We start from the raw sequence: 16398 nt of genomic DNA on the forward strand, positions 1-16398 counted from the left end.
CTTTATTTAGTATCTTTCATTATGACAAAAGCTGCAGTACATTCAGTTGAAACCTTTGGGTCTGTTGATGGACCAGGTATTCGTTTTATCATATTTCTTAAGGGTTGCAAGCTTCGTTGCAGATATTGTCACAACCCAGATACATGGAATCCCGATTCAAAAGATATGCGTTCGGCAGATGAATTGCTCGAACAGGCTTTGAAATATCGTACTTATTGGGGAAAGAAAGGCGGTATTACGGTTAGTGGAGGAGAGGCTTTATTGCAAATGGACTTTATGATTGAGCTTTTTAAGAAGGCAAAAAAACTTGGAATTCACACCTGCATAGACACCGCTGCACAACCATTTACAAGAGAAGAACCCTTCTTTAGTAAGTTTAATGAGTTGATGGAATACACCGACTTATTGTTGTTAGATTTGAAACATATCGATAGTAGCGAACATAAGAAATTGACAGGACGAGAGAATGACAATATTCTCGACTGCGCTCTGTACCTCTCTGACCTACAAAAACCAGTGTGGATACGGCATGTACTCGTTCCTACTATAACCGATAATGATGAGTATTTGCATCGTTTACGTGCCTTTATAGATCGATTGAACAATGTAGAACGAGTGGAAGTATTGCCTTATCATGCCTTAGGAGTGTATAAATGGGAACAGATGGGTATTCCTTATACATTGAATGAGATTGACTCTCCAGAGCAAGAAAGAGTGGATAATGCTCGCAAGATACTAGGAGCTGTGTAGGCACTGCAAAGGAATTGGAAAATAAAAGACATAGAAAAAGCTCGAAAGAGATTTCTCATCGGTTACCAAGATATAATAATGTGGGAACCAAAGATAAGGCAAATTGCCTTTAGAGAACCTCTTTCGAGCTTTAATTATTGCTACTTTTTCAATTCATCAGTAAACGAATAAGGCGCATCTTTCTCGCTTATTCCCCTTTGTTTATTGGGTTCTTTACTCATGTTATAAACGATATTGCAGCCTTTAAGTAGGTCTGAATGCTCAAAGAATGTTTTAGAGTAAGGAGCGTTATTTATCGAAATACTATTGATATAACGATTTTCTTTACTGTTTTCTGGTGCATTTAAGGTGATAGTGTTACCATTTTCGAGATGCAATAGCATTTTCTTAAAATAAGGAGAGCCTATCACATATTGTGTAGTACCAGGACAAACAGGATAGAAACCCATTGCACTAAAGACATACCAAGCCGATGTTTGACCATTATCTTCATCTCCACAATAGCCATCAGGAGCACTTGTGTAAAGGCGATTCATTGCTTCTCTAATCCAATATTGGGCTTTCCATGGCTCACCAGAATAGTTATATAGGTATATTGCGTGCTGAATAGGTTGGTTACCATGTGCATAGTTACCCATATTCATAATTTGCATTTCACGTATTTCGTGAATCACTCCGCCATAATAGCTATCGTCGAACACGGGAGGAAGATTGAAAACAGAGTCGAGCATAGCGTTAAAATGTTGCTTTCCTCCCATTAATTGAATTAAACCCTTCACGTCATGGAACACAGACCAAGTGTAGTGCCAAGCATTTCCTTCAGTAAATGCATCTCCCCACTTCAAAGGATTGAATGGAGTTTGGAACTTTCCGTTAGCAAGTTTACCACGCATCAAATTCGATTCGCTATCAAACACATTGCGATAGTTTAGAGCATGTTGCTTAAAAGGAGCTAATTCCTTTGCAGACTTGCCCAATTTCTTACCTAATTGATAGATACACCAATCGTCATAAGCATATTCAAGGGTACGGGCCACATTCTCATTAATTTTTACATCGTATGGAACATATCCCAATTTGTTATAATATTCAACACCCTTTCTGCCTGTAGAACCAACTTTTGGATGTACATAATTCGCACCATGTTTCACTGCTTGCCAAAGCGTTTCAATGTCGTAGTTACCTAAACCCTTAATACATGCATCAGAAACAATCGATGCAGAGTTGTTACCCACCATGCAATTACGATGTCCAGGACTTGCCCATTCGGGTAAGAAACCACTCTCTTTATAGGCATTAACTAAACCTTCTTGCATCATTTCGTTCATCTTTGGATACATAAGGTTGAGGAATGGGAACAAACAACGAAAGGTATCCCAGAATCCTGTGTCTGTAAACATGTAGCCAGGAAGCACATTTCCGTTATAAGGACTATAGTGCATGATATTGCCTTGTGCATCTTTTTCGTAGAAACTACGTGGGAATAGCACCGAACGATATAAGCAAGAGTAGAATGTGCGCATGTTATCTACATTGTCATCTTCTACCTCTATACGACCAAGAATATCGTTCCAGCGTTGCTTGCCTTGTTCTTTTATTGCGTCAAACGAGTTATCTTTTAATTCTTTTAAGTTGATTTCTGCTTGTTCGACACTGATAAACGAAGATGCAACACGTGCTTCAATCTTCTCACCTCGTTGAGTTTCAAAGCTAACAATGGCACCTGCGTGGTTGCACGATACGCTTTCTACATCCTCTCTTAGCGTTCCGTTCTTAACCGTTGCAACACTCTTAAAAGGCTTATTAAATACAATAACAAAATAATTCTTGAAATTTTCGGGAACACCACCGCTGTTTTTGGTTGTATAGCCAATAATTTTGCGTTCAGAAGGGATAATTGTTATTTCAGAACCCTCATCAAAAGCATCTACAACTACATTTGAAGCGTTGCTTTGGGGGAATGTAAATCGAAATATGGCAGCACGTTCTGTTGGCGCAATTTCAGAGGTAACGTCGTAATCTGCGAGGTAAACTTTATAATAATAAGGTGTAGCCTGCTCTGCTTTATGCGAGAACCAAGAAGCTCTTTCATCTTCATTAAAGATGCGTTTACCCGTTGTTGGCATAATAGAAAACTGTCCATAATCGTTAATCCATGGGCTTGGTTGGTGCGTTTGCTTAAATCCTCTAATCTTATCTGCTGTGTAAGTATAAGCCCAACCGTCGCCCATTTTACCCGTTTGAGGCATCCAAAAGTTCATACCCCATGGCAAAGCGATGGCAGGATAGGTGTTTCCAGTAGATAAATCACGAGTTGATTGAGTTCCAACCAATGTACTAACATAGTCTACAACGCTTGTTTTTGCTTGTGCAACGCTACTCGAAAGTAACATTGAAAGCGAAAAAAAAGCTGATAATATCATTGTTTTATTCATTTTGTCTAATAGTTTTTGTTACACAGTTATTGAATCGGTGCTGTGCTACTGCGTTGAGCTGCAAGTAGAACGTTGAGCTTACCATCGTCTATTAGCTTAATAATTAACTCGCCAAAGAGCGTGTTTTGCCATGCAAACCAATCTCTTGTGTATTTAGATGGATTGTTTTTGTTAAACGATTCATGAATGAATCCTTTTCCAGCATCTGTATTCATTAACTGTTCAATGCACCATTTAATTTCAGCATCATCATTAGAAGTAAATGCCTTCATCATAATTGTCATAGGCCAAATCATATCATAGCCTGTATGAGGACTACCAATACCCTCGCTTGCGGTGCCTTTAAAGAAATAAGGATTGTCTTTACTCCACACAAACTTACGGGTATTTTGATATATTGGGTCGTTACTTGGAACGTCACCTAAATAGCTTAGACCTAAAAGAGAAGGCACATTGGCATCATCCATCAATAGTTGATTGCCAAAACCATCTACCTCAAAAGCATAAATCTTACCATATTTAGGGTGATTAACCACAGCATATTTTTGTAGAGCATCGTGTACCTCATTTGCAAGACTGGTGCAATTGCTAGCCAATTCGCTATTTTTATTAACAGTGTTCAAAATTTCTGCAGCCTTATTTAATGAAGATACAGCCATAAAGTTAGAGGGAACAAGGAATAAGAAAGTTGTAGCATCATCGCTTGGACGGAACACTGAGGCGATAAGCCCAACAGGATTAACAGGTGAACCGAATCCTGCATTGCAAACAGTGTCTAGTTGTCGTGCCGTATCTCGCATGAAACTATAAGGTCCGTTGCCATCTTTTCTTTGTTGTTCATGGAAGGTTTTGAGGATATTTTGAACTGCTTTTTGCCATTCTTCGCCAAAGATAGAAGTGTCTCCAGTTATCTTCCAATATTCGTAAGCAAGGCGAATAGGGTAGCAAAGCGAGTCGATTTCGTATTTACGCTCGTGCAATTCAAGTTTCATTTCAGTCCAGTCTTTTTGCCATTCGCCTCCAGTTGGACCCATATTAAATGCATTTGCGTAGGGATCTATATTGATACACTTCAATTGTCGTAAGATAACGCCACGCAACATCTTACGAAGATTTTCGTCTTTGTTTGCAAATTGCAAGTAGGGCCACACCTGTGCGCTTGAGTCTCTCAACCACATTGCGGGAATATCTCCAGTGTAAACAAAGGTGTCATCTTTACCATCGAAGTGTACAGTGGTATCAATGGTGTTGGGATAACAATTTTGGAACATCCAAGCAAGGTATGGATTCTTTCTCAAAAGTTTAGTAACTTCTTTAATTTTCTTTTCAATCACATCTGATTTGAATAAGCGTTCACTCTCTATAGGGCGATTGCTTTTAATAACAGTATTGTCGTTTACTGCTATCATAGCTGTGGGGTTGTTTTGTAGATTACCAGCATTTGCCGTGCTGAATGATAGAGTTAGCGTTAGAGCTGTTGTAAAAATAATACTTCTTTTTTGTTTCATAGTAATTTATATAGTACTTTTCTGTTTGATTTTTTGATTGTTTATTTTAGTTGTCAAGCACTCGATAATACATTCAAATGTGTCTTGTTCGTAGGTAAAAAGCTTTTCTGCAAAGTTAGTTATTAAAAATGAGAAAATAATATTTATTTCTTATGAAAATTGAGATAAATCAAATATTGTTCTAAACAGAAAGTTTTGGAATCGATAGAAAATGGAAGTGTATTGTAAAAGGATTGTTATTATAGTTAAAAAGCATTGATATTAGAGTGTAATAGCATAGCTTTTACAGAGTAAAAACATAGCTTTTATTTCAGCAGAACATAGAGATAGGAGGATAGGCGAATGATGATTGCCAATCATTCGTTATCCATAAGGTGAAAAAAGAAAATGATTTAGGGTGGATAAAGGATGAAAAGAACTATTATTATATAATGTGTAAAAACGATAATTATGTGTTTTTACATAGTTCCCAAAATGCAATAGCTGATGCCGCAGCCACATTTAGCGAGTCGACAGCGTTATACATTGGTATTTTAACAACGTAGTCGGTATCTAAAATCGTTGACTCTGCTAAGCCATCTCCCTCAGTTCCTAAAATAATAGCCAATTTCTTTTCTGCTTTTAAACGTGCATCGTTGATGTCGATAGAATTGTGTCGCAAAGCCATCGCAACTGTTTTAAATCCATATTGTGACACTTCTGAAATGTTATTGTCAAGCCATGTCCATGGAATAAGAAAGATAGAGCCCATCGAAACACCCACCGCTCGTCGGTTAAAAGGGTCGCACGAACTCTTAGTTAATAGGATTCCGTCAATGCCAAGTGCTGCAGCTGAACGGAATATAGCACCGATATTGGTCGTGTCTACAACGCCATCGACAATGGCAATGCGTGAAGCAGTTTTGCAAATACTTTCGACAGAGGGAAGGGTGGGGCGTTTCATGGCACACAATACACCACGACTCAGGGTGTAACCCGTTATCGAAGCCAGCATATCTCTTGTGCCAGTGTATATCGGTATAGAAGGATTTTGAGCGATGATGTTGGCGGCATCGCCTTTGATGTGACGTTCTTCGCATAGAAGAGCTGTTGGAATAAAACCTTTTTTAAGGGCAACTTCTATCACTTTTGGACTCTCGGCAATAAACAATCCTTTGTCGGAATGTTGTTTATTGCGCAATTGAGCCTCAGTGAGTGCATAGAAAATGTCTACTCCAGGGTGATCTAATGAATCGATATAGATGATGGGCATTGTACAAAAGAACGTTACTTTTAAGATATAAGTCCCATTTGTTTTGCCTTGTTGGTGAGCAATTCCATCAAAGCCTCACGTTCATTGGGAACCACATTGTCGAGAACTGCATTTTTAAGTGTTTGCTTTAATGTGCCAACAGCAGGACCTTGAGGAAGATTGAACATCTCCATTATCTCATTTCCGTCTATCACTGGCTGCAAAGCACGCTTGTAGTCACGTTCTTTTAAGTCTTCAATTTTCTCACGAACAATGCGGAAATTATCCAAGAAACGTTGTTTTCTCATCGAGTTCTTCGTTGTGATGTCCGCCTCGCAAAGCGTCATTAAGTCGTCAATATTATCACCAGCATCATTAATTAAACGTCGAACAGCACTATCAGTAACTACATCATCAGCAATAACAATAGGGCGCATGTGTAGGTCTACCATTGATTGTACATACTTCATCTTAGCATCTAATGGTAGTTTTAGGCGTCGAAACATTTGCGGAACCATTTTAGCTCCAATGAAATTGTGGTTGTGGAAGGTCCAACCTGCAATGTTTTCCCATCGTTTACTTTTGGGTTTCCCAATATCATGAAGCAGTGCTCCCCATCTCAACCATAAGTTATCGGTGTGTTTAGCGATGTTGTCTAATACCTCAAGAGTGTGATAAAAGTTGTTTTTATGTGCTCTTCCGTTACGTGTTTCCACGATGTCGAGAGCGCAAAGTTCGGGTAGTATGATTTGAAGCAAACCGCATCTGTAAAGATCTATGAATCCTTTACTTGGCGTTTTGCATAGCATAATTTTATTGAGTTCGTCGCTAATACGTTCTCCACTGATAATTTTTATTCTTTCAGCATTCTCTATTAGTGCATCAAAAGTTTCGTCTTCAATAAAGAAATTCAATTGAGTGGCGAAACGAATACAGCGCAACATGCGCAAAGGATCATCAGAAAAGGTGATATTTGGTTCGAGGGGTGTGCGTATAATTCCATCTTCTAAATCCTCAATTCCATAGAAAGGGTCTACCAATTCTCCAAATCTTGCACTATTTAAGCACACTGCAAGAGCGTTGATTGTGAAATCTCTACGGTTCTGATCGTCTTCAAGTGTGCCGTCTTCAACTATTGGCTTTCTCGAATTTCGTTGATAACTCTCTCGTCTTGCACCAACAAATTCAACCTCTATACCTTTATATTTAACCTGAGCAGTACCAAAATTGCGAAAAACAGACAAGTGTGCACCACGCCCAAGCGTAGCTTTTAGCTTTTCGGCAACGGCAATTCCGCTTCCAACAACAACAACATCAATATCTTTCGAGGGGCGTTCTAAAAATAAATCTCTTACGTATCCGCCTACAACATAACATTCCAATGATAGTGCATCGGCAGCTTTAGAAATTAAGTGAAATATGTCTTGATTTAGAATCTTAGCTAAATCAGAGTTTGAAAGATTTCTCATCCTAATGTAAATTCTTCTTAATATGCCTACAAAGATAGTAAAAATACCCCTTTTAAAGTACTCACTATGATTATTTTTCGTATTTTTGTAAATATGAAGAAATATGTTTTTATAATACAAATTCTTTTTATTGCAGTGGCTTGTGAACAAAATCAAGGCAGCAAAGCTACTCAGATGCTTGAGAATATAGAAACTTATTATAATAAAGGTGACTATAAACGAGCATTAGATTCTATCTCTGTGTTACGTGTAAAGTATCCTTCTGCAATAGAAGAACGTAAAAAAGCTCTTGTGATTTGGCAAAAAGCATCTTTAAAACAAGCCGAACAAGAAATTGTAAAAACAGATTCTGCATTGCAAAACATTCCCAGCCGTATTGCAAGTGCCAAAACATTATTACAAAAGAATTTATTAGGTGTTAAACGAGACTCATTAAAAGCTCGATATGATGCAATGTGTAGTGTTGTGAGAATGATAAGAATTAGAATGAAAGAAGAGATTTGTAAAGAGTGAAAAGGTCGTGCCCTTTTTTATTTTGCCATTTCATCTGAAATGCGTAAATTTGCACTTACGTTATGGAAAAAGGAAATACAGAAGAACAATTTCAGGCAGCATTATTGACATGTCGTAATGTTTTTGCCTCAAAATTACACGATTATGGACCTTCATGGCGCATTCTTCGTCCCTCATCTCTTACAGATCAACTCTTTACTAAAGCCAAACGAGTTCGTTCTTTGGAAATAAAAGGAGAGTCATGGGTGAACGAAGGCATTCTACCAGAATTCATTGCAATGGTGAATTATGGCTTAATTGGTCTGATTCAGCTAGAATATGGCTTTTCAGATACAATAGATATAACTGCTGAAGCCGCAATTGAATTGTACGACAAGTATGCAAATATTGTTGAACAATTGATGATAAAGAAGAATCATGACTATGATGAAGCATGGCGAGATATGCGTGTTAGTAGTTATACTGACTTTATTTTAACCAAGATTCAACGCATAAAAGAAATAGAAAACCTTGGCGGTAAAACACTTGTTTCTGAAGGAATTGATTCGAACTATATGGACATTGTAAACTATTCAGTGTTCGGCATTATCAAACTTTGTGAGTAGTATTAAGAATATCATAGTGAACTTGTGTCGCTTTTTTTTAGCGATTACATTCATTTTTTCGGGATATGTTAAGGCTGTAGACCCGCTTGGGACACAATATAAACTGCAAGAATATCTCGAAAGTGTATCTTTATACTCTTTTATACCAAGCTGGTTGCTTTTGGTTATTGCCGTTCTTATTGCGGCAATAGAATTTTCTTTAGGTATATTCGCATTGTTTGCTGTTCGCAGAAGGTCTACTTCTAAGTGGTTATTGGTGATTATGTCGATAATGACAATCATCACTTTAGTCGTTTATTTCTTTAATCCTATAACAGATTGTGGTTGTTTTGGTGATGCAATAAAATTGACAAACGGACAAACCTTACTAAAAAATATCATCTTATTGGGCTGTTCTGCGCTCTTATGTTATTGTCCTTTGCGAATGATTCGATTCATTTCGAAAAATAATCAATGGATTCTTATCAATTATACCATTCTCTTTATCTTGGTTACAAGCATTTATAGTTTATATAAACTGCCTATATTTGATTTTCGACCATATCATATTGGAGCAGATATAAAAAAGGGAATGGAGATTCCAAATGGTGCTGAAGCACCTCAATACGAAACCACCTTTATATTAAAGAAAGGTGATGTGCAGAAAGAATTCACATTAAATGATTATCCAGATAACTCTTGGACTTTTGTAGATTCAAAGACAAAGCTTGTTAAAGAAGGCTATGTACCGCCAATAAAAGACTTCTCGATTTCTACAAAAGGTGGTAAAGACATAACAAATGCTATTCTAAATAATAAAGGATATACCTTCTTATTGATTGCGCCTTGGTTGGAAAAAGCAGATGATACCAATTTTGGTGAGATTGATAGAGTATACGAATATGCCCTAGATAAAGGCTATCCCTTTTATTGTTTAACTGCAAGTAGTGAGAAGGGAATTCACTCTTGGATTGAACTTACAGGTGCAGAATATCCTTTTTGTTATACAGATGGAACGACATTAAAAACAATAATAAGAAGTAATCCAGGCTTAGTGTTATTGAAAGACGGAAAAGTTGTGAATAAATGGAGTCACAATGATTTTCCTAAAGACGATCAGTTAGAGGGTAACTTAGAGGTTCTTGATATTTCAAAACCCTATATTGCAAGTACAATAACCAAAATATCAAAAATCTTTTTGTGGTATTTATTACCCTTAATCCTACTCTCTATTGCTGATAGAATATGGGCTTGGAGTCGCTGGATCAAAGATAAAGAACAATCAAATAAATTATATAACAAACTCTTTAAAAAGAAAATAAATATGAGAAAGAAAATTGTAGCAGGTAATTGGAAGATGAATATGAACCTGCAAGAAGGCTTAGCGTTAGCTAAAGAACTAAACGACACACTAACAGTAAATAAACCTAACTGCGATGTTGTTATTTGTACACCATTTATTCACTTAGCAATGGCAGCACAAACTCTTAACTCTGAAGTTGTAGGACTTGGTGCAGAGAACTGTGCAGACAAAGAAAAAGGAGCTTACACAGGTGAAGTTTCTGCTGAAATGGTAAAGAGTACAGGTGCTCAATACGTTATTCTTGGTCACTCAGAACGTCGTCAATATTATGGAGAAACACCAGAAATATTAAAAGAAAAAGTTCTTTTAGCTCTTAAAAATAATCTTAAAGTGATCTTCTGTATTGGTGAATCACTTGAAGAAAGAGAAGCTAACAAACAAAACGAAGTTGTTAAAGCTGAACTAGAAGGTTCTGTTTTCAACCTAACAGCAGAAGAATTCAAAAACGTAATCATTGCTTATGAGCCAATTTGGGCTATTGGTACTGGTAAAACTGCTACTTCTGAGCAAGCAGAAGAAATACATTCATACATTCGTTCAGTAGTTGCTGAGAAGTATGGAGATGCAGTTGCACAAGAAACTAGCATCCTTTATGGTGGAAGCTGTAATGCAAAGAATGCAGCAGAGCTATTCTCTAAGGTTGATATCGATGGGGGCTTGATTGGTGGTGCATCATTAAAAGCTGCAGATTTCTTAGGCGTTATCGACGGTTGGAAGAAATAAATATACTCAATATTGGGATAGTTGGCATGTAAGTGTCAACCATCTCAATATTTTTTTTATCCAAAAATAAATATATAAATAAGGTATTAGGATTATGAAACGTTTAGTTGCATTGTTTATTCTTGTGCTTATCGGAGTTAAAATGTTATGTGCACAGACCTACACCGAGCATATACAGCAACGCAAACCAAACCAAGGAACAGTTGTAATAAACCAAAGTAAAGAGATTTCTGAATTGGTTAATGGGGCTAAAACGGGTTCCGTTACACCCGTTGCGCCTGCTTCTCAAAAAGAAAAAACTACTATTTCACAGGATAATAAGACTGCGGATAAAACACAAACAGCCACTCTCCCTAATGCTTCAATTAAGCAATCTCCCACTAATAGTACCACAGTAACAAAGCAAGATGGTGATTCTAAAAAGGATTATACAAAACACGAACAAGATAAGAAGAAAGTAGAAACCCCTCAAGACGATAAAGAATTAGAAATACCAGTTATCGATACCCGAAAGAAAGTGATGCTTGGTAGTTATAAAGTAGATGGTTATCGTGTGCAAGTTTATGCAGGAGGAAACTCTAGAAAAGATCGTCAAACAGCTGAAGATATAGGTACTAAGCTTAAAATAAGTTTTCCTACCGAACCTGTTTATGTGCATTTTTATTCACCAAGATGGATTTGTCGTATAGGTAACTATCGTTCTTATGATGAAGCTGTGCGTATGCTTAAAGAAGTAAAGGCAATGGGTTTTAAACAAGCAGCATTGGTAAGAGGTAAGATTACGGTTCAAAACTAATTAAAATGAGAAACGAAAGGGATTCTAAACAGCCAATTGTGGCTCTCGAAGAGCACTATAAACAGATTCTTGAATTACTAGGAGAAGATAGTAATAGAATAGGACTTGAGCGAACTCCACAACGTGTTGCTCAGGCAATGTGTGAGCTGACAAGAGGTTATGACGAAGATCCTTCGGCAGAACTCATTAACTCTTCTTTCAAAGAAGAATATCAACGAATGGTGATAGTTAAAGACATTCGTTTTTTTTCGATGTGTGAACATCATCTACTTCCATTCTATGGAAAGGTGCATGTGGCATATATTCCCAATCAACTAGTAACAGGATTAAGCAAGATTGCACGTGTCGTAGATATCTTTAGTCATCGACTTCAGGTGCAAGAGCGTTTCACTCGTGAGATAAAAGAATGCATAGAGGAAGCTCTTCAGCCACAAGGTGTCATCGTTTACGTTGAGGCTGAGCACATGTGCGTGCAGATGCGAGGTGAAGAAAAACAGCATGCTGCCATTACCACAATTGATTATTGTGGCGTGTTTGATGATATAGAACAGCGCAAAGAATTTATATCAATGATTCAGAAACATTGATGTTGAAATCTAAAATAATTTTATTGTTTTTGAAGAGCAATGCTATTTTCTCAAAGTAGATTTTATTATAATCCCATCTATTTGCTTTTAGAAGAGAAAGCAATCTTCTTTCTATAATATACTAAGGTGTAAACAAATACTTTGCGATGTTATTGAAAGATAGAAACTAACGAATAAAACAGAAACTCCATATATTAACCCCATAAAGAATAAGTAAAATGAAATTTATTTCATGGAATGTAAATGGCTTAAGAGCCAGCGTAACAAAAGGATTTGAAGATATTTTTAAAACCCTTGATGCAGACTTTTTCTGCTTGCAAGAAACAAAAATGCAGGCAGGACAGCTCGATTTGCAGTTCGAAGGATATGAGTCTTACTGGAATTATGCCGATAAAAAAGGCTATTCTGGTACAGCAATATACACCAAACACAGCCCATTAAGTGTGCAATATGGTATTGGTATCGATCAACACGACCACGAAGGGCGTGTTGTTACTCTTGAGTTTGAACAGTTTTATCTAGTAACTGTTTATACACCTAACTCGCAAGATGAGTTGAAACGTCTAGACTATAGAATGGAGTGGGAGAGAGATTTTCAGGCATACTTAGTCAAACTAGATGCAAGTAAGCCAGTTGTGGTGTGTGGAGATATGAATGTTGCTCACCAAGAAATAGACTTGAAGAACCCTAAAACCAATAGACGTAATGCAGGATTCACAGACGAAGAACGTGAAAAAATGACCAATTTGCTTGATAATGGTTTTATTGATACATTTAGATATCTATACCCCGAAGAGGTAACTTATAGCTGGTGGTCGTATAGATTCAAAGCAAGAGAGAAGAATACAGGCTGGCGCATTGATTATTTCCTTATCTCAGAACGATTGAAGAGTAATCTTACCGATGCAAAGATACATACAGATATCTTTGGAAGTGACCATTGTCCTGTTGAATTAGATCTTACTTTTTGATATTAAAATATAATACATAGATATTTATTTTAGAATAATAATATAAGAGCTAGAATTCTTTAAAGAGAATTTTAGCTCTGTTTTTTTTCTTATGGCTCATTTGTTTCCTTCATATTCTTTTTTCTTCTTATTGTGTCTTTCATTGATGTTTTATTGAAAGTGTTATAATTATTAGTTTTCTTTATTTTTTTTGTATGTTGTAATCTCATTGCTTTTGTACAGCAATCTCACTGCTTTTATCTCCTAAACTCAATGCTATTGTTGCCTAAAAGTAATGTAATTACAGATCAAGAATATTGCTTTTTCGGCTTAATTTCATACAACTCAAATAAGGCTTGATTATTTATTGATTTGTATGATGTTTTGATTACAAACTATATGATAACAATTCTTTATACACGATAGAAAGATTTGAAAGTAAAAAGAGGTAGTAAAGAGAGAATAAATGAAGAGTTAGAGAGAAAATATTACTATATGATAAATCTTTTTCTTTTATTTGTATATCATAGGATGTTATGTGATAATAAACTATTAAGGAAAGGGTTTATTTCTTGTTTATGTAGTATATCTTATAGAGAAGGGCTATTTGTAATGGAATAAATATTTAATAGCGAATGAAAATGAATGAATAAGATAGAAGAGGTTAAGGTAAAGGTGGAATGAATCGGGAGAGATACTTATATGGTTGTATGTTGTAATGAGAGAAAAAGAAAATAGAGGTATGATAAAAAACATACCTCTATAATTTTTGTTTATATTCTTTATGAGCTCAAACAAATGATGTTTGGGCGTTTGTTCTTAGTTTCTTATTATAAGATGCGACCTGTTAAAGAGAGTTTTAAAACAGGATATATCACAGCTTTATCAAGAATTTTAGAGAGCTCTTCTGCGTCTTTGCTGTCGTGTGTGTTAACAAGTATCTGCTTGTTGTTTTGCATTACTTTCACCTTTCCTTGGAAATGGCATCCCATTTCAAAGCGAACACCAAAATGATGTTTAGGTATCATTCTTCCAAAACCAAGACCAAGGTATGGACGAACAGAATTAACTTCTATGCTTCCATTTACATTTCCGTTCTCATCACAATGTAAAGAGTAGTTTTCAAGCTCAGCTGTTACACGTCCTTTCATCTCTGGATATGTTATTAAAAAGTTCTTTATGTCTTGGCTTTGACCATTTATCTTAGCTAATTTTGCTCCTCCATATGAGAAATCTCCAACTAAAAAGAAGCTGCTTTTATCCCCTGCAGGATAACAATATGCCTTAAGATCTACGATTGTTCTTCCTACATTGGTTGTGATATCTACCTGTTTAACAGGAATAGAAATGTTAGAAACTCTAATATTATTTACATCTATTTCATTTTAGAACTGGATTGCGGGAAAGAAATTCATGCCTACACCAAGTTCTAAGTAGAGAGTTAGGGTTGTTCCTAAGGTAAAACTAACACCTTCTGTACCTATTCCGACATTAGTTCCCACTTGGTTAAATACTTTATGGAAGTTAGATTGAGCATGAATTGCTGTCATAGAAAGCAATAATGCGGATAACATTATCAGTCTATTCTTTATTAAAGTACGCATTTTAGAGAAACTTCTCTAATTCTTTTTGGTGGTTATTTTTTTGATTTTACTACAATTTTAATCATAGTTTTCTTGTTTAATATTATTAATTGTTTGTTTTTATTTTGCAAATATACATCTTTATTCTACTTTTTAAAAGTAATTTTTTTTGTTAAAAACAATAAGATCTTATCATGTGTATGGTTAAATCTCTATATTTGTAAATAAAGTTACAGCTCAATTGTATACTCTTCTAACGAGAATGGCATTTAATTTGCTATATAAATAAAAGTAAATCAGAATAAATTAAGTAGAATATCAATCAAAAAATAATTATTATGTCAACAACAGTAATAGTTTTAATAGTAGTTGCACTTATCGCAATCTCTTTAATTAGTATTTATAATAATCTTGTTCGATTAAGAAATAATCGTGAGAATGCTTTCTCGAATATTTCAGTTCAATTGAAACAGCGTTATGATATGATTCCTCAATTGGTGGCAACAGTGAAAGGTTATGCCGATCATGAAAAAGAATTGTTGCAGAAAGTTACTGAAGCTAGAGCTGCAGCAATGGGTGCAAACACTATAAACGAGACCATTGCAGCCGACAATAAGTTGTCGAGTGCATTAGCAGGTCTAAGAGTTTCGCTCGAAGCTTATCCAGATTTAAAAGCAAATAGCAATTTCAATAACTTGCAAATGGAAATTGCTGATATGGAAAACAAGCTATCTGCAACTCGTAGATTCTTCAATTCAACAACTAAAGAGCTTAACACTGCAATCCAATCGTTCCCTGCAAACCTCATAGCAGGAATGTTTGGCTTTACCACCCAACCAATGTTTGAGATCCCAGTAGAGCAACAAGCAGCAATGGAAAAGGCTCCTGAAATTAAATTTTAGATTGAATGCAATACGTAGGAGTACAATCGCAAATAAGAAAAAATAATCGACTTACAATTCTTTTGTTATTAATGTTTCCAGTAATTATATTGGGAACGATATGGGTATTCTTAGTAGTCCTTAACTATTTTAATAATGGGTATTATTTAGAAGACGGGACGATGGCATACGAAGTCAATTTTGCTTCGGTCAATGCCTATTTCCTTCATATTCTACCTTACGTGCTCGGAGCTGTGGGTTTGTGGTTTGTTATTGCCTATTATGGTAATGCTTCTATGATAAAGGCAGCTACGAAAGCCCAACCTTTAAAGCGTTCTGAGAATCCGAAGGTGTATAATATGGTAGAAAACCTATGTATGTCGATTGGAATGGATATGCCTCAAGTGAACATTGTGAATGATCCTCAGCTCAATGCGTTTGCTAGTGGCATTAATAAAAAGACGTATGCGGTTACATTAACCACAGGAATTATAGACCGATTGAATGATGAAGAGCTGGCAGGAGTTATTGCTCACGAGTTAACCCATATTCGAAATCACGACACAAAACTACTTATTACAAGTATTGTCTTTGTGGGAATAGTTTCTACAATCATGACCATGTTGCTTAGAATGCTTTATTATAGTTTCATTTTAGGTGGTAATAGACGAGATAAGAAAGAAGGAGGAGGATCGGTTATACTCATCATTCTGATTGGAGCAGTATTGGCAATTGTAGCTTATTTCTTTACTCTTTTGACTCGATTCGCCATTTCTCGTAAGCGAGAATATATGGCAGACGCAGGAGGAGCAGAGATAACAGGTAATCCTTTGGCGTTAGCTTCTGCATTAAGGAAGATCTCTAACGACCCAGGACTTGACGGAGTGAATCGTGCAGACATTGCCCAAATGTTTATAATGTACCCTGATGAAATGGAACCAGGACTACTTGGAATGGTTGATTCGCTATTTAGTACGCATCCAGATGTAAAGAAACGAATTGCTATTCTAGAACAATTCTAAATT

Annotated in this window: 15 protein-coding genes; 9 read left to right on the top strand and 6 right to left on the bottom strand. The window is 36.2% G+C overall.

All coding sequences use genetic code 11. The annotated features are described in order from the left end of the window. The first annotated feature begins 21 nt into the window (after positions 1-21). Positions 22-750: a pyruvate formate-lyase-activating protein gene (gene pflA / locus HMPREF0669_RS03865; RefSeq protein ID WP_009227210.1), complete on the top strand. Its 729-nt coding sequence runs from the start codon at positions 22-24 to the stop codon at positions 748-750. A gap of 140 nt (positions 751-890) precedes the next feature. On the opposite strand, the gene HMPREF0669_RS03870 is transcribed toward pflA, so the two are convergent. The 4 genes from HMPREF0669_RS03870 to HMPREF0669_RS03885 form a co-directional block, all read right to left on the bottom strand. Then, positions 891-3185 (bottom strand): GH92 family glycosyl hydrolase, encoded by a 2295-nt coding sequence (locus HMPREF0669_RS03870; protein ID WP_009227211.1) that lies wholly within the window; start codon positions 3183-3185, stop codon positions 891-893. A gap of 26 nt (positions 3186-3211) precedes the next feature. Then, on the bottom strand, positions 3212-4693 hold the full coding sequence (locus HMPREF0669_RS03875) for a glycoside hydrolase family 125 protein (protein WP_009227212.1): 1482 nt from the start codon (positions 4691-4693) through the stop codon (positions 3212-3214). A 448-nt stretch (positions 4694-5141) separates the two neighbouring features. Next, on the bottom strand, positions 5142-5945 hold the full coding sequence (locus tag HMPREF0669_RS03880) for an RNA methyltransferase (RefSeq protein WP_009227213.1): 804 nt from the start codon (positions 5943-5945) through the stop codon (positions 5142-5144). 20 nt (positions 5946-5965) lie between these two features. Then, entirely contained in the window at positions 5966-7393 is a 1428-nt protein-coding gene (locus tag HMPREF0669_RS03885) for a CCA tRNA nucleotidyltransferase (RefSeq protein ID WP_009227214.1), read from the bottom strand. A gap of 93 nt (positions 7394-7486) precedes the next feature. Here HMPREF0669_RS03885 and HMPREF0669_RS03890 point away from each other — a divergent pair, with 93 nt between their 5' ends. The 6 genes from HMPREF0669_RS03890 (at position 7487) to HMPREF0669_RS03915 (ending at position 12930) form a co-directional block, all read left to right on the top strand. Then, on the top strand, positions 7487-7906 hold the full coding sequence (locus tag HMPREF0669_RS03890) for a hypothetical protein (protein WP_044045607.1): 420 nt from the start codon (positions 7487-7489) through the stop codon (positions 7904-7906). Between the two features lie 62 nt (positions 7907-7968). Then, complete coding sequence (locus HMPREF0669_RS03895; protein WP_009227216.1) at positions 7969-8511, top strand: DUF1599 domain-containing protein; 543 nt, start codon at positions 7969-7971, stop codon at positions 8509-8511. Then, on the top strand, positions 8504-10576 hold the full coding sequence (locus HMPREF0669_RS03900) for a BT_3928 family protein (protein ID WP_232236473.1): 2073 nt from the start codon (positions 8504-8506) through the stop codon (positions 10574-10576). The genes HMPREF0669_RS03895 and HMPREF0669_RS03900 overlap by 8 nt, the downstream gene beginning before the upstream one ends. Before the next feature lie 94 nt (positions 10577-10670). Then, complete coding sequence (locus HMPREF0669_RS03905) at positions 10671-11372, top strand: SPOR domain-containing protein (protein ID WP_020967148.1); 702 nt, start codon at positions 10671-10673, stop codon at positions 11370-11372. A 5-nt stretch (positions 11373-11377) separates the two neighbouring features. Continuing rightward, the gene (gene folE / locus HMPREF0669_RS03910) at positions 11378-11959 is read left to right on the top strand and encodes a GTP cyclohydrolase I FolE (protein ID WP_009227219.1); all 582 of its coding nucleotides are present in this window, start codon (positions 11378-11380) and stop codon (positions 11957-11959) included. A gap of 218 nt (positions 11960-12177) precedes the next feature. Beyond that, complete coding sequence (locus HMPREF0669_RS03915; RefSeq protein WP_009227220.1) at positions 12178-12930, top strand: exodeoxyribonuclease III; 753 nt, start codon at positions 12178-12180, stop codon at positions 12928-12930. 809 nt (positions 12931-13739) lie between these two features. On the opposite strand, the gene HMPREF0669_RS09960 is transcribed toward HMPREF0669_RS03915, so the two are convergent. Continuing rightward, a complete protein-coding gene (locus HMPREF0669_RS09960) occupies positions 13740-14060 on the bottom strand; it encodes a hypothetical protein (protein WP_051148196.1) in 321 nt (106 codons plus the stop codon). Between the two features lie 234 nt (positions 14061-14294). Beyond that, positions 14295-14513 (bottom strand): hypothetical protein, encoded by a 219-nt coding sequence (locus HMPREF0669_RS10220; protein WP_156860556.1) that lies wholly within the window; start codon positions 14511-14513, stop codon positions 14295-14297. Positions 14514-14830: 317 nt separating this feature from the next. Between HMPREF0669_RS10220 and HMPREF0669_RS03925 the strand changes: the two genes are divergently transcribed. Together HMPREF0669_RS03925 and HMPREF0669_RS03930 are read left to right on the top strand one after the other, a co-directional pair. Further along, positions 14831-15394 (top strand): LemA family protein, encoded by a 564-nt coding sequence (locus tag HMPREF0669_RS03925; protein ID WP_009227222.1) that lies wholly within the window; start codon positions 14831-14833, stop codon positions 15392-15394. A gap of 5 nt (positions 15395-15399) precedes the next feature. Further along, positions 15400-16395: a M48 family metallopeptidase gene (locus HMPREF0669_RS03930; protein WP_009227223.1), complete on the top strand. Its 996-nt coding sequence runs from the start codon at positions 15400-15402 to the stop codon at positions 16393-16395. The last annotated feature ends 3 nt before the right edge of the window (positions 16396-16398 follow it).

This window comes from Prevotella sp. oral taxon 299 str. F0039 (assembly GCF_000163055.2).
Taxonomy (GTDB): domain Bacteria; phylum Bacteroidota; class Bacteroidia; order Bacteroidales; family Bacteroidaceae; genus Prevotella.